19 protein-coding genes are annotated in these 19542 nt (G+C 27.5%); 7 read left to right on the top strand and 12 right to left on the bottom strand.

Features of this window, described 5'->3' with window-relative positions; all coding sequences use genetic code 11:
• Positions 1–62 precede the first annotated feature (62 nt).
• The 4 genes from WHD07_RS03560 (at position 63) to lptB (ending at position 3053) form a co-directional block, all read left to right on the top strand.
• Complete coding sequence (locus WHD07_RS03560; protein WP_343330088.1) at positions 63–1031, top strand: KpsF/GutQ family sugar-phosphate isomerase; 969 nt, start codon at positions 63–65, stop codon at positions 1029–1031.
• Positions 1031–1849, top strand: coding sequence for a twin-arginine translocase subunit TatC (tatC, locus tag WHD07_RS03565; RefSeq protein WP_343330089.1), 819 nt, complete (start codon positions 1031–1033; stop codon positions 1847–1849). The genes WHD07_RS03560 and tatC overlap by 1 nt, the downstream gene beginning before the upstream one ends.
• The gene (locus WHD07_RS03570) at positions 1833–2177 is read left to right on the top strand and encodes a carboxymuconolactone decarboxylase family protein (protein ID WP_105048958.1); all 345 of its coding nucleotides are present in this window, start codon (positions 1833–1835) and stop codon (positions 2175–2177) included. The genes tatC and WHD07_RS03570 overlap by 17 nt, the downstream gene beginning before the upstream one ends.
• Before the next feature lie 138 nt (positions 2178–2315).
• A complete protein-coding gene (lptB, locus tag WHD07_RS03575) occupies positions 2316–3053 on the top strand; it encodes an LPS export ABC transporter ATP-binding protein (protein ID WP_105048959.1) in 738 nt (245 codons plus the stop codon).
• On the opposite strand, the gene WHD07_RS03580 is transcribed toward lptB, so the two are convergent.
• Together WHD07_RS03580 and WHD07_RS03585 are read right to left on the bottom strand one after the other, a co-directional pair.
• On the bottom strand, positions 3050–4279 hold the full coding sequence (locus WHD07_RS03580; protein WP_343330090.1) for a GAF domain-containing sensor histidine kinase: 1230 nt from the start codon (positions 4277–4279) through the stop codon (positions 3050–3052). The two genes, lptB and WHD07_RS03580, sit on opposite strands and share 4 nt — an antisense overlap.
• Positions 4251–4994, bottom strand: a complete 744-nt coding sequence (locus WHD07_RS03585) for a CDP-alcohol phosphatidyltransferase family protein (RefSeq protein WP_343330091.1) — start codon at positions 4992–4994, stop codon at positions 4251–4253. The genes WHD07_RS03580 and WHD07_RS03585 overlap by 29 nt, the downstream gene beginning before the upstream one ends.
• A gap of 235 nt (positions 4995–5229) precedes the next feature.
• On the opposite strand from WHD07_RS03585, the gene WHD07_RS03590 reads away from it, so the two are divergent.
• From WHD07_RS03590 to WHD07_RS03600, 3 genes are all read left to right on the top strand, one after another.
• Positions 5230–6213, top strand: coding sequence for a YheT family hydrolase (locus tag WHD07_RS03590; RefSeq protein WP_343330092.1), 984 nt, complete (start codon positions 5230–5232; stop codon positions 6211–6213).
• A 70-nt stretch (positions 6214–6283) separates the two neighbouring features.
• On the top strand, positions 6284–7354 hold the full coding sequence (locus WHD07_RS03595) for a PorV/PorQ family protein (RefSeq protein ID WP_343330093.1): 1071 nt from the start codon (positions 6284–6286) through the stop codon (positions 7352–7354).
• Between the two features lie 5 nt (positions 7355–7359).
• Positions 7360–8541, top strand: a complete 1182-nt coding sequence (locus tag WHD07_RS03600; protein ID WP_343330094.1) for a DUF4105 domain-containing protein — start codon at positions 7360–7362, stop codon at positions 8539–8541.
• Here WHD07_RS03600 and WHD07_RS03605 read toward each other — a convergent pair.
• From WHD07_RS03605 to WHD07_RS03650, 10 genes are all read right to left on the bottom strand, one after another.
• Positions 8521–9903 carry an exopolysaccharide biosynthesis polyprenyl glycosylphosphotransferase gene (locus WHD07_RS03605; protein WP_343330095.1) on the bottom strand — a complete coding sequence of 461 codons (1383 nt, stop codon included), beginning with the start codon at positions 9901–9903 and terminating at the stop codon, positions 8521–8523. The two genes, WHD07_RS03600 and WHD07_RS03605, sit on opposite strands and share 21 nt — an antisense overlap.
• Positions 9904–10119: 216 nt before the next feature.
• Positions 10120–10362 (bottom strand): hypothetical protein, encoded by a 243-nt coding sequence (locus WHD07_RS03610; protein WP_343330096.1) that lies wholly within the window; start codon positions 10360–10362, stop codon positions 10120–10122.
• A gap of 16 nt (positions 10363–10378) precedes the next feature.
• Entirely contained in the window at positions 10379–11128 is a 750-nt protein-coding gene (locus WHD07_RS03615) for a glycosyltransferase family 2 protein (RefSeq protein WP_343330097.1), read from the bottom strand.
• Positions 11125–12414 carry a phenylacetate--CoA ligase family protein gene (locus WHD07_RS03620; protein ID WP_343330098.1) on the bottom strand — a complete coding sequence of 430 codons (1290 nt, stop codon included), beginning with the start codon at positions 12412–12414 and terminating at the stop codon, positions 11125–11127. The genes WHD07_RS03615 and WHD07_RS03620 overlap by 4 nt, the downstream gene beginning before the upstream one ends.
• Positions 12414–13427, bottom strand: coding sequence for a glycosyltransferase family 4 protein (locus tag WHD07_RS03625; RefSeq protein WP_343330099.1), 1014 nt, complete (start codon positions 13425–13427; stop codon positions 12414–12416). Before WHD07_RS03625 ends, WHD07_RS03620 begins: the two co-directional genes overlap by 1 nt.
• Positions 13417–14760: an O-antigen ligase family protein gene (locus WHD07_RS03630; RefSeq protein ID WP_343330100.1), complete on the bottom strand. Its 1344-nt coding sequence runs from the start codon at positions 14758–14760 to the stop codon at positions 13417–13419. The genes WHD07_RS03625 and WHD07_RS03630 overlap by 11 nt, the downstream gene beginning before the upstream one ends.
• Before the next feature lies 1 nt (position 14761).
• Positions 14762–15844, bottom strand: coding sequence for a glycosyltransferase (locus WHD07_RS03635; protein ID WP_343330101.1), 1083 nt, complete (start codon positions 15842–15844; stop codon positions 14762–14764).
• Positions 15841–16956, bottom strand: coding sequence for a glycosyltransferase (locus WHD07_RS03640; RefSeq protein WP_343330102.1), 1116 nt, complete (start codon positions 16954–16956; stop codon positions 15841–15843). Before WHD07_RS03640 ends, WHD07_RS03635 begins: the two co-directional genes overlap by 4 nt.
• A gap of 55 nt (positions 16957–17011) precedes the next feature.
• Positions 17012–18151 carry a glycosyltransferase family 4 protein gene (locus WHD07_RS03645; RefSeq protein WP_343330103.1) on the bottom strand — a complete coding sequence of 380 codons (1140 nt, stop codon included), beginning with the start codon at positions 18149–18151 and terminating at the stop codon, positions 17012–17014.
• Entirely contained in the window at positions 18133–19542 is a 1410-nt protein-coding gene (locus tag WHD07_RS03650) for a hypothetical protein (RefSeq protein ID WP_343330104.1), read from the bottom strand. The genes WHD07_RS03645 and WHD07_RS03650 overlap by 19 nt, the downstream gene beginning before the upstream one ends.

A 19542-nucleotide genomic window follows, 5' to 3' on the forward strand; every position in this document is an offset into this window, starting at 1 on the left:
AATTTGCTTGTTTCTTAATCTAAAGATATAACTTTTTTTTATTCTGATAAAATACCAAACATTTGAAAAAGACAAACACAATTATAAATACTGCCAGAGAAACTATTTTAACAGAGAGTAATGCTATTGCTAATTTAGCAAAATTAATTGATGCTGACTTTGAAGAAGCCGTTAAATTTATTTTAAATTCTAATGGTAGAGTAATTGTTACCGGAATTGGCAAAAGTGCAAATATTGCAACTAAAATTGTTGCAACCTTTAATTCTACGGGTACTCCTGCTATTTTTATGCATGCTGCAGACGCTATTCATGGAGATTTAGGAAACGTACAAAAAGACGATGTTGTAATTTGCCTTTCTAAAAGTGGTAATACTCCAGAAATTAAAGTTTTAGTTCCGTTTATTAAAAATTATGGAAATAAAATAGTAGCAATTACTGGTAATGTAGACTCTTATTTAGGCGAACATGCAGATTTTACACTAAATGCTTATGTAGAAAAAGAAGCATGTCCTAATAATTTGGCTCCCACTACAAGCACCACTGCACAATTAGTTTTAGGTGATGCATTGGCTGTTTGTTTATTAGAGCTAAGAGGTTTTACTAGTAAAGATTTTGCAAAATACCACCCAGGAGGTGCATTAGGAAAACGTTTATACTTAAGAGTTTCTGATTTGGTAGAAAACAACCAAATACCTAAAGTAAATGATACCGATAGTATTGCAAAAGTAATTGTAGAAATATCTGAAAAAAGACTTGGCGTTACAGCGGTTCTTACTAAAGATAAATTAGTTGGAATTATTACCGATGGTGATATTAGAAGAATGCTTTCTAAAACCACACAAATATCTCAATTTACAGCAAAAGATATTATGGGAAAAAATCCTAAAACAATCCATGAAGATGCTATGGCAATAGATGCTTTAAATACCATGGAAAAAAATAGTATTACCCAAATGTTAGTTGTAGATAATAAAAATAATTATGTAGGTGTAGTACATTTACATGATTTAATTAAAGAAGGAATTTTCTAATGGCAGAAAAACAAAAAGAAATGTCCTTTTTAGGTCATTTAGAAGAATTAAGATGGCATTTGGTTAGAAGTGCAGCTGCTATATTTATTATTGCACTTGTATTATTTGTGTTTCAAAAAGAAGTGTATGAAAACTTTTTGTTAGCACATAGAAAACCAGACTTTATAACTTACCAATTATTTTGTGATTTTTTCACTTATTTTGGTTTGGATAGTGGGTTTTGTCATGTGGCTTTTAAAGATCACTTAATTAGTTTAAAGCCAACACAACAGTTAATGAATTCTATTTGGTCTTCATTTATATTGGGTATTATTTTATCGTTTCCTTATCTTTTATGGGAGATTTGGCGATTTGTAGCACCAGGTTTAACAAAAAATGAAATAAATAAATCTAGAGGATTCATTTTTATAGCTTCTTTTCTATTTTTCTGCGGAATTGCTTTTAGTTTTTATGTAATTGCACCTATTTCGATACATTTTTTATATAATTATCAAATTACAGATTTAATTCAGAATAACTTTACGCTAGATTCACATATAGGACTCGTAACCAACATGCTACTAGGAGTTTCTATATTATTTGAATTACCTGTTTTAATTTACTTTTTAACAAAAATAGGGTTAGTAACGCCAGATTTTTTAAAGAAATACAGAAAACATGCCTTAGTAGTTGTTTTAATTTTAGCAGCTATTATTACACCACCAGATGTTGCTAGCCAAGTAATTGTGGCTATTCCTATTCTTATTTTATATGAAGTAAGTATTAAAGTTTCAAAAGTAGTAATTAAAAAACAGCAAAGAGATGCACGACAAAGTTAAAGAGTTTAATGACTATCGTCAGAAAATGAACGATAAAATTCTAGAGGCAGATAATAAAGTAATTAAAAGAATCTATAATTTAGACACCAACACCTTTAAAGAAGGGCACTTACCTGTTAAAACAAAAGAACTTTTAGGCTTGGTAGCTTCTGCTGTTTTACGTTGCGATGATTGTGTACAATATCATTTAGAAGCAGCAATGAAAAACGGTGTTACCAAAGAAGAAATGATGGAAACCATGTCTATTGCTACTTTAGTTGGTGGTACAATTGTAATTCCTCATTTAAGAAGAGCTGTAGAATATTGGGAAATGTTAGAAAATAAGTAATTAATTTTCAGTTGCAGTGGCCAGTAATAAAAAGAATCTTATGAATCTATTAAGATTTTAAAAAACAGAATTTATTACTTTTACACAAACCTACAATTACACATTTCAACAAATATACGATTACACATTTTTTAAAATATGATCTTAAGAGCAGAAAACATAGAAAAAATTTACGGAAGTAGAAAAGTAGTTACTGGCATTTCTTTAGAAGTTCAGCAAGGTGAAATCATCGGGCTTTTAGGACCTAACGGAGCAGGAAAAACAACTTCTTTCTATATGATTGTTGGTATGATTAAACCTAATTCTGGTAAAATTTTTTTAAATGATGAAGAAATCACTGAAGATGCCATGTACAAACGTGCACAAAAAGGGATTGGCTATTTAGCACAAGAAGCTTCTGTTTTTAGAAAACTATCTGTAGAAGACAATATTATGTCTGTATTACAATTTACAGATTTATCTAAAAAAGAACAAAAAATTAAATTAGAGTCTTTAATTGAAGAGTTTAATATTGGTCATGTTCGTAAAAATAGAGGAGATTTATTATCAGGAGGAGAAAGACGAAGAACAGAAATTGCGCGTTGTTTAGCTTCCGATCCTAATTTTATTTTATTAGACGAACCTTTTGCTGGTGTAGACCCTATTGCAGTAGAAGATATACAAAGTATTGTAGCGCATTTAAAAGACCGAAACATCGGTATTTTAATTACAGATCATGATGTACAAGCAACTTTAGCTATTACAGATAAAACTTACTTAATGTACCAAGGAAGTATCCTTAAAAGCGGAACACCAGAAGAACTAGCTGCTGATGAAATGGTACGTAAAGTATATTTAGGTAAAGATTTCGAATTAAAAAAGAAGAAAGTTTTTTAATCTTTACAGATTGATAATTTATCTTCTTTTTTAGTAATATTAAAATAGAAACAAACACCTTTTTTACCGTTATCTCTTTTCTTTAAGGCTATTTCTCCGCCTAATCTTTTTACAATAGATTTAACGGTTGCTAAACCAATACCTGTATTGTTACTGTTGGTACTGCCTAAGGTTTCAAACATTTCAAACACCTTTGTAAAATATTTTTCATCAATCCCAGGCCCATTGTCTTCGTAAGTAAAGTAATAATATTCTTTATCTTCTTTACACGTTACTGTTATTATCGATTTTTCTTCATCTAAAAACTTCCTTGTATTGGAAATCAAATTCTGAAAAACTTGTAAAAGACCTATTTTAGAACTAAAAATATCTAGATCTAAACCAGAAGTCTCTAAAAACAACTTGTTTTCAAAATCGATATTAGCAATAATACTATCTAAAAACTCATTTAAATTAAAATGTTCAAAAACAATATTTTCACTTGTTACTTTAGCGTAATTTAAAATTTCATTAATTAGAGTTTCTATATAAACAATTCTATCTCCAATTAAACCAATGTATTCTTCTGCCCCCGTGTTTTTAAAGAGAGCGCTATGATCTTCTTTTAAAACATCTAACAAAAAACTAACGCCATTTATTGGCGATTTTAAATCGTGAGTTAATCGATATGCAAAGTTATTTAATTGATCGTTTAACTTTATAACATTACTATTAGATGCCGCTAATTCTTTATTTTTTTTTCTAAGCTCCAAAAGAATAACAACTTGTTTCGACAATAATTTTAAAGCATCTTTTTGATTTTGGGTAAGTATTCTTGGTTTATTATCAACAACACACAAAGTACCTAAAGGATATCCTTCTGAAGTATTTAACGCTGCACCAGCATAAAAAATAACATTAGGGGCATTTATCGTTAAAGGATTATCAAAAAAACGTTTATCCTTTGTTGTATCATTTACAATAAACAGTTCGTCTGGTTCTAAAATAGTATGTGCACAAAAAGCAATTTCTCTAGGTGTTTCTGTTACCTCTATACCATGTGTAGATTTAAACCACTGTCTATCTTTATCAATAATAGAAACAAGGGCAATTGAAGTGTTACAAATACTAGATGCTATTTTTGTAATAGCATCATATTCTTCTTCTGGTAAAGAGTCTAAAATATTATAACTTTTTAAAACATCTAACCTTTCTTTTTCATTTTGGGGGATTCTGGCTATTTCCATTAAATACAATTATTTTGTTAATAAGTGATATTATAATGTACAATATAATAATAAATGGGATAGAAATGAAATGTAAAGTGTAAATTAAAATGAAAGATGCAAAAAGAAAAGAATACACAATTATATTCTTTTTAAATGAATAATCTTTAAATTTTAAAGAAAATAAAGGTAATTCTGCATTCATTAAATAGGTTAAAATTAAAGTAATTGCAATTAAAAAATAATTATTTGTTACTAACTCCTTAGCAAATTCAATTGTAGAGTATTCTTGAATTAGAGGTAAAGAAATAACAAACAAACTCATTGCAGGTGTTGGTAAACCGATAAAAGAATCTGATTGTCTTGTATCAATATTAAATTTAGCTAATCTATAACAAGCTCCTAAAGTTAGTAATAACCCTATAAAAGGTAAGTAGTTTGGTTCATTAAAACCGAGTACCTCATCAGTATTCTCAATCAATAATTTATAAACGATAATTCCTGGTACAACTCCACTTGTAACCATATCTGCCAAAGAATCTAGCTGTTTACCCAACTCACCAGAAACCTTTAATAAACGTGCTGCAAAGCCATCAAAAAAGTCAAATAAGATTCCTAAAACCACAAATAAACCAGCGTAAACATAATCACCCTCAACAGCAAAAATAGTAGCTACTGTTCCACAAAAAAGGTTACCAAGTGTTATTAAATTAGGTATGTGTTTTTTTAAATTCATTTTTTAGTTTGATTAAGAAGCTAAAATAAGAAATCAAATTTGGGTGGTTTTAATTATTCTATATTTTTTTATGATATTTGTATGTCTTTTTAAAGAATTACAAGAAATAATATTACAGATTCAATTATTTTTTGAATAAAAAACGTATTATTTTTTATAGTATTCTCGTTACAAAACAAAATTCATAAAAGTGAATTTGTAACTTACATTTTATTTAATAGTTTAAAACAAATAAATGCCCGTATTTACATCAGACTTCGCTCCTACTTTACCTTTTAAAAATGGTCATTTTAACACCATGTACAGACCACTTTTTATGAAAGATGCTTGTAGTTTTCTACGAAAAAGAATTACCACCTGGGATCAAGATTTTATAGATTTAGACTTCTCTTTAATAGGATCTAAAACACTTGTTTTATTAATTCATGGTTTAGAAGGTAGCTCGGATTCTAAATACATCGCATCAACCTCTAAACACCTAAATAAAAAAGGTTTAGATACTGTTTGCTTTAATTTAAGAGGTTGCTCTGGTGATGATAATTTACTTTTAGGCACCTACCACAGCGGAAAAACAGAAGATGTAGATTTTGTAGTAAAACACCTTTCTAAAAATTATGATTATGAAAACATCATCATTATCGGCTTTAGCCTTGGAGGGAATTTAACTTTAAAATATCTTGGAGAACAATCGGAAAATATATCTTCTAAAATAAAAGGTGCCGTAGCCGTTTCTGTACCAATTGATATTGCTTCTGGAGAAGTAGAAATGGAACGATTAAAAAATAAATTATATTTAGAAATCTTTTTTAAAACCATGAAAAATAAAATTTTAGAAAAGGCTCATAAATTTCCAGAATTTAATTTAGATAAAGACAAGTTGTTTAAAGCTACTAAATTTAAGCATTTAGAAAAGTTATATACAGTACCTGTTTTTGGTTTTGAAAGTCCAGAAGATTATTGGGCAAAAGCAAGTGCAAAACCACATTTATTAAAGATTAAAAGGCCTACTTTATTGATTAATTCTAAAGATGATACTTTTTTATCTACAGAATGTTATCCTTATGATGAGGCACATAATTCTGAGTTTTTCTTTTTTGAAGCTCCAAATTACGGTGGTCATTGTGGTTTTATGACATCTTTTAAACCCTCAGAAAACACATGGTTAGAGCATAGAATAGAACGATTTATTAGAGAAAACATTCAGATTAACATCTTATAAACAATATCTTTAAAAAACTACTGTTATTTTAGTATGTTTTTAGATATTTGTTACTGATAATTTTAGGCCTTTGAAACACAAAATATTATTTTTTATACTGCTTACTCCACTCCTTTTATCTGCACAAGCATTTAGAAGTTACTCTAATGAGTTTCTAACCATTGGTGTAGATGCTGCTGGTTTAGGAATGAGTAAAAGTGTTGTTGCCACAACAAATGATGTAAATTCTATATACTGGAATCCTGCAGGATTAGTTGGTATAGAAGATTATCAAGGATCATTAATGCATGCGTCTTACTTTGCAGGAATAGCCAATTATAACCATGCAAGTTTTGCAATGCCAATAGACAGAGAAAGTGCCGTTGGTGTTTCTGTAATTCGTTTTGGTGTAGATGATATTTTAAATACTACCGAATTAATTGATAATGAAGGCAATATTGACTTTAATAGAATTCAACTTTTTTCTTCTGTAGATTATGCTTTTAACTTTGCCTATGCTAGAAATTTAATATTTAAGGATGTTAAATTTGGTGTAAATGCAAAAATTGTAAGAAGAATTATTGGAGATTTTGCTTCTTCTTGGGGATTTGGTTTTGATGCGGGTATTCAGTTTGAACGTAATTCTTGGAAATTTGGATTGATGGCAAGAGATATTACCACAACCTTTAATAGTTGGGCAATAAATGAAGATGAATTTGATAAAATTAAAAATGCCATTCCTGGACAAAATCAAGATTTACCAGAAACCACAGAAATTACAAAACCAAAATTACAATTAGGTGTTGCAAAAAACTGGAGAGTAGGCACTTTATTTAACCTATTAGCAGAGGCAAATGCAAATATGCGATTTGCAAAAACAAATGATATTTTTTCTTCGGATGTGTTAAGTATAGACCCTGCTTTGGGGTTTCAGTTAGATTATGATGAGTTGGTGTATTTAAGAGCCGGAGTTGGTAATTTTCAATACATAACAGAATTCGATAATTCTAAATCTCTTTCTATGCAACCCAATTTTGGAGTTGGTTTTAAATATAACGGTATTAAAATAGATTATGCTTTAACCAATATTGGTAGCGTTGGTAATGCTTTGTATTCAAATATTTTTTCAATTACAATAGATTATAGTTTTTTTAGACCTTAGTTTTTATGAACAAAAAATACTTTTTTTTATTCTTTATTCTTTCTATTTATTCTCCTTTAAAAGCACAAATTCAACTCTCTAAATCTGCAGACGTAAGTATTGTTACCGCAGGACCAGGAGAAGAATTATACGAAGCTTTTGGACATTCTGCCATAAGAATTAAAGACCCTGTTTTAAATTTAGATTTAATTTACAACTACGGAATGTTTGATTTTAATCAGCCTAATTTTTATACAAATTTTGCTAAAGGAAACATGATTTACAGTTTAGCTCGTTATGATTTTAAATACTTTATAGCTAGTTACAGAAGAGATAGCCGTTGGTTAAAAGAGCAAATTTTAAATTTAAATCAACAAGAAAAACAAGCCTATTTTACTTTTTTAGAAAATAATGCATTACCACAAAACAGCAATTATAGATACGACCCCTATTTTGATAATTGTGCCACAAAATTAAGAGATATTACAAAAACTGTTTTAGGAGATAAAGTATTTTTTAATGAAAATACTATAGAAAAAGGTTTAACCTTTAGAGAATTAACCAATCATGAAATTCCTTGGAATTCTTGGGGTACTTTTGGTTTAAATTTAATTGCAGGTACAAAATTAGATGAACAAGCAACTTTTGAACAATATATGTATTTACCAGATTATGTATATAGTTCTTTTAAGAATGCAACCGTTTTTATTAAAAATCAACCTAGAGAATTAGTAAAGCAAGAAGTTGTACTTTTAAGTTTTAAAGAAAAAGAAGCAAAAACGTCTATTTTTAATCCCTTTTTAATATTTAGTCTTATGGCTCTTTTAGGTATTTATATTACTTATAAAGACATTAAAAATGATAAAAGAACCAAATCATTCGATTTTATTTTATTCTTTGTAACCGGATTAATTGGTTGTATTCTTGTTTTTCTTTGGTTTTTCTCAACACATTCTACCGCACCAAATAACTTTAATTTATTATGGACTTTTGCTCCTAATTTAATTGTTGCTTTTCTACTGTTAAAATCAGATCAAAAAAAATGGATGCAGAAATATTTATTTATGTTACTCTCCTTTTTATTAATAGTTCCTATTCTATGGATCGTAAAAGTTCAGGTTTTTCCATTAACAATAATACCCTTATTAATCTTATTATTTGTTAGGTATTTCTATTTATCAAAAAAATTATTGACCTTTAAAGTATAAAACTGTAGTAAACGTTTTTATAAAAATTTTAAAGTCTAAAAAAGCACTTCTTTCTTTTATATAATAAAGATCGTAGCGTAGTTTTGTTTCTTGTTCTTCTATTGTATTTGCATACGGATAATTTACTTGAGCCCATCCTGTTAACCCTGGTCTAATAACGTGCCTAATTGCATAAAAAGGTATTTTATCTTCTAGGTCTTTTACAAATTCTGGTCTTTCTGGTCTTGGTCCAATTAAACTCATATCTCCTTTTATAATATTAATAAACTGAGGCATTTCATCTAATCTAGTACGTCTTAAAAATTTACCAAAAGAAGTAATTCTTGTATCATTTTTCTTAGCCCAAACTGCACCACCTACCTCTGCATTCTTTATCATAGACCTCAACTTAAAAATCTTAAAATGCTTACCGTTCTCACCTACTCTTAATTGCGTATAAAATAAAGGACCTCTGTTTGCAAAGATATTTCCAATGATAATTATCGGAACAAAAACAAAAAACATAAATATACCTACAAAAGAGATTAATATATCCACTAATCGTAAACCGAATAGATAAAAGTTATTGCTATTATTTTTACTAAAATTAATATACCTATAAAAATTATAATCTAAATACTCTCTAGGTATTCTAGCGTTTACACTTTCATAAAAAGTTTCGTAACTAATTATGTTTACACCTTGTTCAAACAACAAAATGAGTTCCTTATTTATAGCTTCAACTACATCTGATGTAAGATCTCTTTTAGATACAATAACTTCTGTAATATGGTTATCGGAAACTATTGAAGATATTTTTGTTTTCGAAATATCCTTAAAACCATTAACACCATCAATTTTACATTCTGATAAGTAAGCAGAAACATTATGAAAAGAATCATGATGTATTTGAGTAAGTAATTTTCTAATCCTTTCTGAACTACCTACAAAAACTACAGATTTAAAGTACTTTGGAGAGAATATTACAGTCATATAAACAAACCGCCAAAGTAAAATAGGAATAAAGGTAAGTAAGAAAAAATAAACTATCTGAAGCCTATTAGTTGGTAATTCGGGTGAAAAATAAGGTGTAAAAACATAAAAAATTGTTGTTGCAAAAGCAGTAAGAACAGTTGCTTTTACAATTAGATACTTATTGTTTGACACATTTAAGTTATAAATTTGAAAAATTTGCCCAAAAATTAAATAATAAAAAACTAATAATAATAGCCAATTTAAAATAGCTCCACTTTTAAAGTTTATGTAATTAAAATTTATAAATGATGACGCTAAGTACAGACTAGATATAAGAATACATAAGTCTATAATTCTTAAAAAAATTATTCTTTCTGATAAATTAAAATAGGATATCTTTTTTGCCAAACGCTTATGTTTTATTTAATTTATAGTTACATTTATGTACGCAAATAGTATTCAAAAATTAATTAAAAGATATTGAGGAACATTACAAATCTATAAAAAAGAATACTAATAAATGATAAAGTAATTTAAAATTATTCATAAAAATTGATGTGTTTTTTTTAACTATTCAATATTAAATTACGACTAAACTATTTAAAAATATTATGGATTAAATATTCATTTAACCAATTTATTAATAACATTACAAATTGTGTAATAACTAGATTGAAGATAAGACAGTTTTTCTATATTTTTGTACAAATTCCAATTCCATATAAGCATTTCTACTTTATTGTTTGAAATTGATTGACTACGATCTCTATATTGAGCAAGAACTTCTGAAATACCAAAGGCGTGTTTTTTAACTTTTAAAATTTTTAACCACAAACCATAATCTTGTCTTTTTCTAATATTAGGCATATAAACCTTACCTAATCTATCTATATTTTTTCATCCCATAATAAGACCAAATTAACAGATAATAAAACGAACTAATTACAGATAACTTGCTAATATTTCTATAAAATTGAAATTGTGGCCATAATAATTTAAACTTATTTCTAGAATGTGATTTATCTCTAATTCTATAAATCGCTAACGTTTCTACAATACCATAACAAAATTTAACCTTTTTAAGATAAGCTAACCAAAGCCCCATATCTTGTCTATACTTAATATTCGGCATATACTCCTTTCCTAACCTTTCAATATCTATAAATGCAGTTAAACAACTAATGGTATTCGTTTTTAATATTGAATTATAATCAACCTTAATTGGAACTTTTAATACGGGGTAAACTTCATCCATACTATCATTTTTCATTTCATAAGAAGAACAAACAAAGCCTTCACTTTTTTGACATTCTTCTATACATCTTTCTAGAAAGTTAGGATACCATAAATCATCACTATCTAAAAACGCCATATAAACACCATTTGCTTTTTTTATTGAAAAGTTTCTTGCTATTGCCGGTCCAGAATTTTCAATCTTAAATAATTTTATCCGATTATCTTTTTTTATAAATTGATCAATTATTTCAACAGATTTATCTATTGACCCATCATCTGTAATTAATAATTCCCAATTTTGATGGGTTTGATTTAATACACTCGTTATCGTATCCAAAATATATTTTTCAGAATTATAACATGGTGTAATAATTGATACTAGTGAATTTTCTATCATAATTCTATATTAGAAACGAAACTTTTAAATTTTCCCTTCACTGATAATAATTTTACATTTGTAAAAATTTTTATTAAAACATCTTGCTTAAAATAAACTTCAATTTCATGTTTTAATAAAGACAATTCTATCTCATTAATTTCTTGCTCTATTCTGAATTCTAATACTCCCTTTTTATTTTGAATCACTTGATAATTTAAATTGAGATGATCTCTTTTTGATAAATTCTTAAAAATATAATAAAAATACAAGCTTGGATAAATTTTATAAAAACCATAAACATTTTCCCCTATTCTACCTGTAACCTCCTCTAAAATTAAATGATTCATACCACAAGTACACTTTTTATCTCTAGGTGCTAAAGCAATATAATCACCTAATCGATATCGAATTATTGGAAATGATTGCATTTGTAAATTGGTTATAATAATTTCATCATCCACTTCCTCTACTAAAACACCTTCCATGTGTAAATGCAAATTTCCTTCTTTGCATTCATAAGCAATAATTCCAGTTTCTGTTGCTCCATATTCACTAATTATATCAAGTCCAAATGCTTTTTTTATGGCAGGTTTATAACTTTCAAATATCTTTTCTGAAGTTCCTTTAATCATTTTAAGATGTAAGGGTTTTGGTAAACCTAATTTATTAATTAAAACTGCCGTTTGATAGATCATAGAGGAATATCCATGAATATATTTCGCTTTTTCAGACTTCTTAATAAATTTTTTTAAAGATTTTTCTTCATAACTAAAGATTCTAAATCTATTTTGTAAGAAATCTAAAACTTTATTTTTTTGTTGATTGATAAAAGAAAAACTAAAGCCCCAAAAATAACCATTTCGTTCCCATGGATATACTTTATACCAAGAATAGCCTCTTTGTATAGCTGCTCTATTAAACGAATCTGCATTTTCTTCTCTAACAAATTTTAGTGATTCACCAGAAGTACCAGAAGTGGTTGCTAAAAATGTTTTCTTAAAATTTAAATTTGTATGTATTTGAGACGTAAATGTTATTAAATCTTTTTTGTTGATGATGGGAAAAGATTTTAAATCTTCTAATCTTTTTACATCATTAATATCTAATTGTTGTTCATCAAATTTTTGTCTATAAAAATCAGAATTATGATATGCAATTTTTAATAGTTCTTTCAATTTTTTTAATTGATACTCCTCTAACTTCTCTAACGACCATTTTTCAGATTCTTTTAAAAAATTATAATTTTTCTTAAGAGCTGGGTTTCTAATTTTTTGACCTAAATTATAAATAAATTTTCGAATCATTATTTAAGAATTTGAAACCATTTTTCTTTATTGTTCTCCCAACTAAAATGAGTTACCTTTTCTCTCGCTTTTATAGATAAATTTGGAAATGTATTATTAAGAATAGTAATAACAGCATTTGCCATTTCCTCAGCATTAGATTTAGATACTAATAATCCATCAATTTCATCGTCTATTAAAAAAGGAATCCCTCCAACATTAGTAGTAACTACAGGCACCCCTAAAGCCATTGCTTCCATTACACTTACAGGTGTATTATCAAAGTTTGTTGTATTTATAAAAACATCAAATTCTTCAGATTTTTTATGCCAATCTTCCTTTAAAAGAACCCCCGTAAATTCTACAGAACTTTCTAAATTCAATTCTGACACTAACTTTACACAGTCATCATAACTAGTATCTACAAAAGGACCTACCATACAAAGTTTTGCTTTTGGATATTCTTTTTTTAATACATCTAAAACTTTTATAGCCAATGTTGGGTTGTAAATTTCCTTAAAAGCTCTTACCCAAAATAATTTAGGAGCTAAAGAAGCTCTTAACTTAAAGTTATAATTTTCGATTTCTACTATATTAGGAATAAACACGGTTTTGTAACCTTTTTCTTCAAAAGCCCTTTTTAAATAATTTGAAGGAGCAATATTTTTATAAGAATTTTTAAAGATCAAATCACTAAATAATGGATTTTTATCTAGCCTATTCGGTAAATTACCTCCATGTAAAATGGGAATGTATTTTAATTTAAAAAGCCTTGATAATTGAGAAATAATTAATGCATAATAAAAGTTTATAGTACTAAAAGTATCTATTAAAACATAATCGGTCTTTCTAATATTTTTCAATAAAGAAAAACACATATCCATTAATCTTACTAATTTATTTGTTTTATCTGATGATACGGTAACTAAAAAACCTTCCTGTCTTAATAAATTAGATAAAACCATTAATGTAGAGTTATATTTAGTCTTTTTAGTTAAGTTATTACCAATATAAAGAATCTTCTTATCCCTCATCAATTAACTCATTTTCAATATTTGTAATTCTTATTAAACTCAAAGCATACATAAAGCCTGGTAATGCAACCCGCATTGCAGAATGATTAATCGTTAAAAACCACATCATATAAAACATTATTATAAATGCTTTTTGAAAATTATTTGCTTGAAAAAAATTAAGCAATGGTACTAATAATAACAATAATAACAAAACAAAACCAATTATACCATGTTCTTCTACTAATCTCCCTACCTCATTATGTGATGCTGCTGTAATTCTTTCATTAGATTTTATTCTTTCATATTTTCCATTCCCTACTCCAATCCCCAAAGGGTTTTCATAAAAACTAGTAAACTGAAACAATAGTAAATCTCCTCTACCAGAAGAAATATCTTCCTTTTGTTTTCCTGCTGAATTTTTACCTGTGTATCTATTGTCCAACATTCCTCCAGTAATATCAGAAGTGTACAGCCAAATTGAAACAATAAAGAAACTTAAAACTAAAACATATTTAACAAGTATTTGAAAGTTTATTTTTTTATATAAAATAATAAAAAATGAAAAAAACACAAAGGATATAACCGCTGTTAAGAGACCTCCTCTAGAAAATGTTAATAAACCTCTATAAGAAAAGTAAATTAAAAAAAATGCATCTAAATAGATATACCCAGATAATTTTTCTTTAAGTAATAAAAAAACAGCTATTATAAGCATACCTAAGCCAATAGCTGTAGCTACTTGGTTTGGTCCAAAACCACCTGAAGTTGAAAAATTTGCAGCAGTATTAAAAACAATTTCTTTTAAATCTGGGGTTCTAAAATACAGATAAGCCACCATTGAAAACAAAGGTAATAGCGTAAAAAACAGCGCATCCATTAACTTTTGTTTGCTTATAGGTCTATAATAAAAATACATAGCACAAACCCCTAATATAATAGGACCACTTAAATTAAATATAATATTTTTACGTAAAGACTCTCCTTCTGGCACTTGTGTAAAAACAATACCTAATAATAGAAGTAATATATAAAATAGATAATGGACAGAAAATTTTTGTTTAAAAGGCCCAAAAAATATGCCCAACAATAAAAAAAGTGCTACACCATATTTCCCTGTTTCATAGAGAATAGTTCCATGAATCATTCTTATAAAAATCTCTCCACCTGCAATATAAGAAGCAAATAAAAATGCTTCTTCATTTCTATTATTGGCGCTAACAATTAATATTATAGGGAGAACAATACATACCAACCCATAGACTTTTGGAAAAACTGGCAGTGTTCCTAAAAATCCAATAAGAATATGGATAATAATTAGTTTTAATTTATTATTTAATATGTATTGAATCAAATTAAGAAGTATATAATTTTATTAATTGACTTATAAATTCTTGTTGAGAATATTTTTTTTGAACATTTTTGTAGTGCATTTCTCCAAAACATTTTCTTTTATCTTCATCAGAAATATACATTTCTAGTGCTTTTAAAAATTCTTTACTATTTTCTTTTTCTACAACAATTCCAGACTGTCCATTTTCTACAACTTTACTACATTCACCTACATCGGTAACCACCACAGGTAATTTAGCCAAGCCATATTCTAAAAGAGCTATAGGTAATCCCTCTGAATTAGAAGACAAAACCCCTATTGTAGCTTGGCCCAAAATATGCTCTATATCTAATTGAGAACCATACACAAAAATATGTTTTTTTAAACCTTTAACCTCTATTAAATCTAATATTTTATTAGAATACAGATCTTTATTTACATTACCAACTAAATGTAAAGTCCAATCTTTATTCTCTTTTACTAATATTTGAAATGCTTTTAATAAATTTAAATGATCTTTTTCAGGTCTAAATGCAGCCAAACAAACAATTCTTTTTCCATATTCTCCTTTTAAAAAAGTTTTGTTTTTTTCCTTTTTAAAAAAAGGAAAATTATTTAAAAAAACCGAATTCATTGAATTCAAACATCTTACAGACCAGTCATTTAGAGGTTTATTTACATTTATAATAGTTTCAAAATAAAAACTAGTAATTTTTAAAATATATAATTTTAAACCTTTAAGATTTATATTATCTCCTGTATGATTGTGCCATACAACCTTTATTTTAGTATAAAACAAACGAATAATAAATGCCATAAAAAATGAATTTGTATGTGCATGAATAATTTCAATTTTTTCACGTTTACAAAAAGAAATCAATTTATAAAAAGCCTTTATATCTAATGTTTTTTTTCTTTTTAAAAAGAAATATTTTACAGATTCTAAATCAATCTTTTCTTTTAAAAGCCCTTCTTCCCTTGTAGCACATAAATAGGATTCTATTGTCTTCTCTTTAGATAATGCATTCGCAATATTAATAGTCAACACCTCTGCTCCACCTACATTTAGAGAATCTATAAGTTGTAAAACTTTTATTTTTTTCATATCAATTTAGTTATTTCTTTTTCAAACTTATCCAAAGTGTATTTTTGAGACCAGTTTTTAGCTTTTTCTATATGCTCAGTATATTTCTCAAAATTATCTAAATATTCTTGAATTGTCTTTGTTATTTCTTCAATATTATTACTAACAATACTTCCTCTATTGCCGTTATCTAACATATATGGAATGCAGGATACTTTTGTAGAAATAGTCAAACAAGACCAAAACATAGCTTCTGCCACAACTTTTGGCCAGCCTTCAGATTTTGAAATAAAAATTAAAAATTGACTTTCTTGAAATGCTAATTTTACTTTTTCTTTGGGTTGATTTCCTTTTAAAAGTACAATATCTGTAAGCTTATTTTTTTTGACATATGTCTCTACTTCTAAAAACTCCGTTCCATCTCCAAACATTGACAATTCTACTTGATATCCTTTTTTAAACAACTCCTCAACTGTTTTAACACTTATTATAGGTTGCTTCCCTTTAGTAAAAGCACCTACATATATAAACCTAATTTTTTCTTTAAATGTTTTAACGGGCAATTGAATAATTTCTTTTTCTCTATAAGATGCCGTAAAAAAGGGAACTATATTTTTTGTTTGATTTTCCCATTCACCATACACTAAAACTTTGCAATTTTTAGTAAAAAAAGTATTCGACAACAACCATTTTTGAAAACGATAGCTCAAAGGCTGATTTGCACTATTAGGATCCCAATTACCAGCATATTTAACCGTTTTGGGTTTTGATGGAAATAATACCTGTACAAAAGCACCTAACATCCCTATGTTTCCTGGACACCTTAAATGTATATGATCTGCCCATTGCATTGCTTTGTATATTCTAATTAGAATAATTGGAATTTTAAATACCGTATTGATTATTTCTTTAACGGATAAGATATTAAACTCCGGAATACCAATAAGTTCAATTTTATTTCCAACATAACTTGTTTCAATAGCAGAAATTTCTTCTTCAATAATAGGAGAAACAATTTTTGTTTCCGTTACGTTTTTTAACCATAAATTCATTTCACGCACATAAGGTTCATAAGCAAATATCTGATCTTCCTTTTTTTTATGAATTGCATGGGTAATTATTGAAAATTTCATTAGTTATGATCAGCTATTTATATGATATTCATACTTTTTTTGTATGAGTATAACTTTATTTTATTTTTTTATAAAATTGAATATTCTTAGCAATAATAGCTTCTGTAGAAAACATCGTTAATACATGTTTTCTAGCATCTTGTCTTAATTGTAGGTTATTTTTATCTACAGATAACAAATTTACAATTTTCTCACTCATATCACTTCTATCAATGGGGTCAAACAAAGAAACAACATTGCTATTACCAACAATCTCTTTAAAAGGTGCAATGGTACTTGCAGCAACTAATTTTCCCATGACCATACCTTCAATCAATGTCAAACCAAAAGATTCTGCAAAAGAGGGATAAATACAAACATGGGCACTTTCTATATGCTTCGGTAGATCGTGATAAGGCAAACCTCCAGTAAATTTAATTTTACCCTCTAAACCTTTCCCTTTAATTACAGCTGTTTTTAAAAATTCTATATAAGAAGTACCATCTTTAAAAAACCAATCTCTACCTATAATTTCTAAAGTGGTATTAGGGTATTTTTTTAAAATGAAAGGCAATGTTTCAATCAATTGCTTTATTCCTTTTTTTTCACAAACTGTACCTACAAATAACAGTTTATATGAAGTTTCTTTTGTAACATCACTCTCATAAAAATTGTTAAGATTGATACCATTGTGTATAGTTGTATATTCAAATTTAAGATTTAAATATTTCTGTGTTTGATAACCTACATAATCTGTTACTGCTATAAAATGATCTGCATTTTTAAAAGATTTTTTTTCTTGAAAACCTCTCCATAAAGCTGGTTTTACATCTTGTTCAATTGCAAAAAAATGATGCCCTCCATGTAATCTTATTAATTTTTTATAAGGTGTTCTATTTGGGAAAAACGAAAAATTCAATTCACTTCCTTCAACAATATCTATTGGGTTTTGTAAATGAATTTCTTTTAATTTCTTTTGAATTTTTCTGTTATGGTGGTAAAACTTGCCAAATTTCCAATTAGACTTACCCAACCTATAAATAGATACCTTATTATCTACAGTATTTTCGTCTAACAAACTATTATTAATACCCAAAATAGATACAATAACACCTTTAGAAACTAGATTCTCAGCTAAAAATTTAACAAAAGTTCCAATTCCTCCATGAGATTCTTCTTGTTTGGGGTATTCATTTGTTAAGAAACAGATGTGCATTCTAAAATTTTTTCAATTAACTTATTTGAATTTCCTTCAATAGGATGTAATACAATTCTTTTTAACCATTCTTTTCTTTCTTTTCCTACTTTTTCAGGATTCTGAAGCACCTCGGAAATTCTATTAGATATTTCATTCTTTGAATGAATCCAACCAACTGCTTCTAAATGATTCATACTTCTAAAATGTTCAAAATTAAACACATCTTCAACTTTAAATTTAGAATGATCTACAGGATCATAATTTAAATACAAACAAGGTTTGTCTAAAATCGCAAAATCATGAGCCATTGTACTTCCAAGATTGATAACAATATCAGAATGTTTTACAGTATTAACTAGTAATCTATTATCATTTGTTGATGGGTAAATAGAAGTAAAAGAATCACCTTCTTCTTTTGCTATTTTCCAATCTGGGTCTATCGAAAAAACAAATTCTTTGTATTTATTTAGAATAATATCAAATCGATCAGACATGTCTACGGGGCATCTTCTAAAAAGAATCTGAGGCCTTATCTTTTCGTCTAATTTAAATAACTCTTCACATATATCATTTAAATACACGGCATCATAAGGTGAAGATAAATCATTTCCAGAAAAACAGATTGTTTTTTTATCTATATCTAAACCATATTTATTTAAAAATATGTTTCTTTCTTCATATAGGTTTTTATCTCCATAAAACTCAAATTGTGGTGTCCCCGTAATTTGTATTTGTGATGTTAATATTTCTGGATATAATTGTAATAATTGATTTTTCATCAAATCAGACCAAACATAATAATAATCGTATCGAGAAATTAATCTTGCTTTTGGTACATTATCCCAAGAAAAAATAACCGTTGCAGTGCTTATCTGTAATTTTTTTGCTGCACTTATTATTGGTGATGTTAATGGTGATCTTTGGTGTAAATTTAAAATAAAATCTGGTTTAAAATCAAGAAGTGTATTTTTTATTATCTCTATAGTGCTACTTTTTGAAAGTTCTTTCTCGTATAAATGATCACCTTTTCTAATTAATGAATACGATTTTGATAAAATAAAGCCTGAAAATTCTGCTAAAAAGTATAAAATTTTCTTTTTAATCCCTTTTTTACTTGGGCTCCAAAATTTTAAAATTGTTCCATTCTTTAAAGTCTTTTCATTTCTTAAAAGTCTAGCATACGCTAGAGCTTCTCTTAAAAGTCTAGCTTTAGGTTTTTCTATAAAATCGGGAATAACCTCAAAATTGGTTATTTCTGGCTTACTTTTTTTTATTTCCTGTATCGCAGATTCTGATAGTTTATGATAAATTAAAACTTCATTGCCTGCTTTTATCAAATTACTCGTAAAACTTGAATACAAGTAATTACGTACACCAACACCATCTGGAACTAAAATTAGAATTTTCAT

The sequence above is a fragment of the Polaribacter staleyi genome (assembly GCF_038024045.1).
Lineage (GTDB): Bacteria > Bacteroidota > Bacteroidia > Flavobacteriales > Flavobacteriaceae > Polaribacter > Polaribacter butkevichii.

Coding starts and splice junctions, on each gene's coding strand:
- tatC (WP_343330089.1), top strand. CDS start 1,031: ATGGCAGAAAAACAAAAAGAAATGTCCTTTTTAGGTCATTTAGAAGAA.
- WHD07_RS03570 (WP_105048958.1), top strand. CDS start 1,833: ATGCACGACAAAGTTAAAGAGTTTAATGACTATCGTCAGAAAATGAAC.
- lptB (WP_105048959.1), top strand. CDS start 2,316: ATGATCTTAAGAGCAGAAAACATAGAAAAAATTTACGGAAGTAGAAAA.
- WHD07_RS03580 (WP_343330090.1), bottom strand. CDS start 4,279: ATGGAAATAGCCAGAATCCCCCAAAATGAAAAAGAAAGGTTAGATGTT.
- WHD07_RS03585 (WP_343330091.1), bottom strand. CDS start 4,994: ATGAATTTAAAAAAACACATACCTAATTTAATAACACTTGGTAACCTT.
- WHD07_RS03590 (WP_343330092.1), top strand. CDS start 5,230: ATGCCCGTATTTACATCAGACTTCGCTCCTACTTTACCTTTTAAAAAT.
- WHD07_RS03600 (WP_343330094.1), top strand. CDS start 7,360: ATGAACAAAAAATACTTTTTTTTATTCTTTATTCTTTCTATTTATTCT.
- WHD07_RS03610 (WP_343330096.1), bottom strand. CDS start 10,362: ATGCCTAATATTAGAAAAAGACAAGATTATGGTTTGTGGTTAAAAATT.
- WHD07_RS03615 (WP_343330097.1), bottom strand. CDS start 11,128: ATGATAGAAAATTCACTAGTATCAATTATTACACCATGTTATAATTCT.
- WHD07_RS03620 (WP_343330098.1), bottom strand. CDS start 12,414: ATGATTCGAAAATTTATTTATAATTTAGGTCAAAAAATTAGAAACCCA.
- WHD07_RS03625 (WP_343330099.1), bottom strand. CDS start 13,427: ATGAGGGATAAGAAGATTCTTTATATTGGTAATAACTTAACTAAAAAG.
- WHD07_RS03635 (WP_343330101.1), bottom strand. CDS start 15,844: ATGAAAAAAATAAAAGTTTTACAACTTATAGATTCTCTAAATGTAGGT.
- WHD07_RS03640 (WP_343330102.1), bottom strand. CDS start 16,956: ATGAAATTTTCAATAATTACCCATGCAATTCATAAAAAAAAGGAAGAT.
- WHD07_RS03645 (WP_343330103.1), bottom strand. CDS start 18,151: ATGCACATCTGTTTCTTAACAAATGAATACCCCAAACAAGAAGAATCT.
- WHD07_RS03650 (WP_343330104.1), bottom strand. CDS start 19,542: ATGAAAATTCTAATTTTAGTTCCAGATGGTGTTGGTGTACGTAATTAC.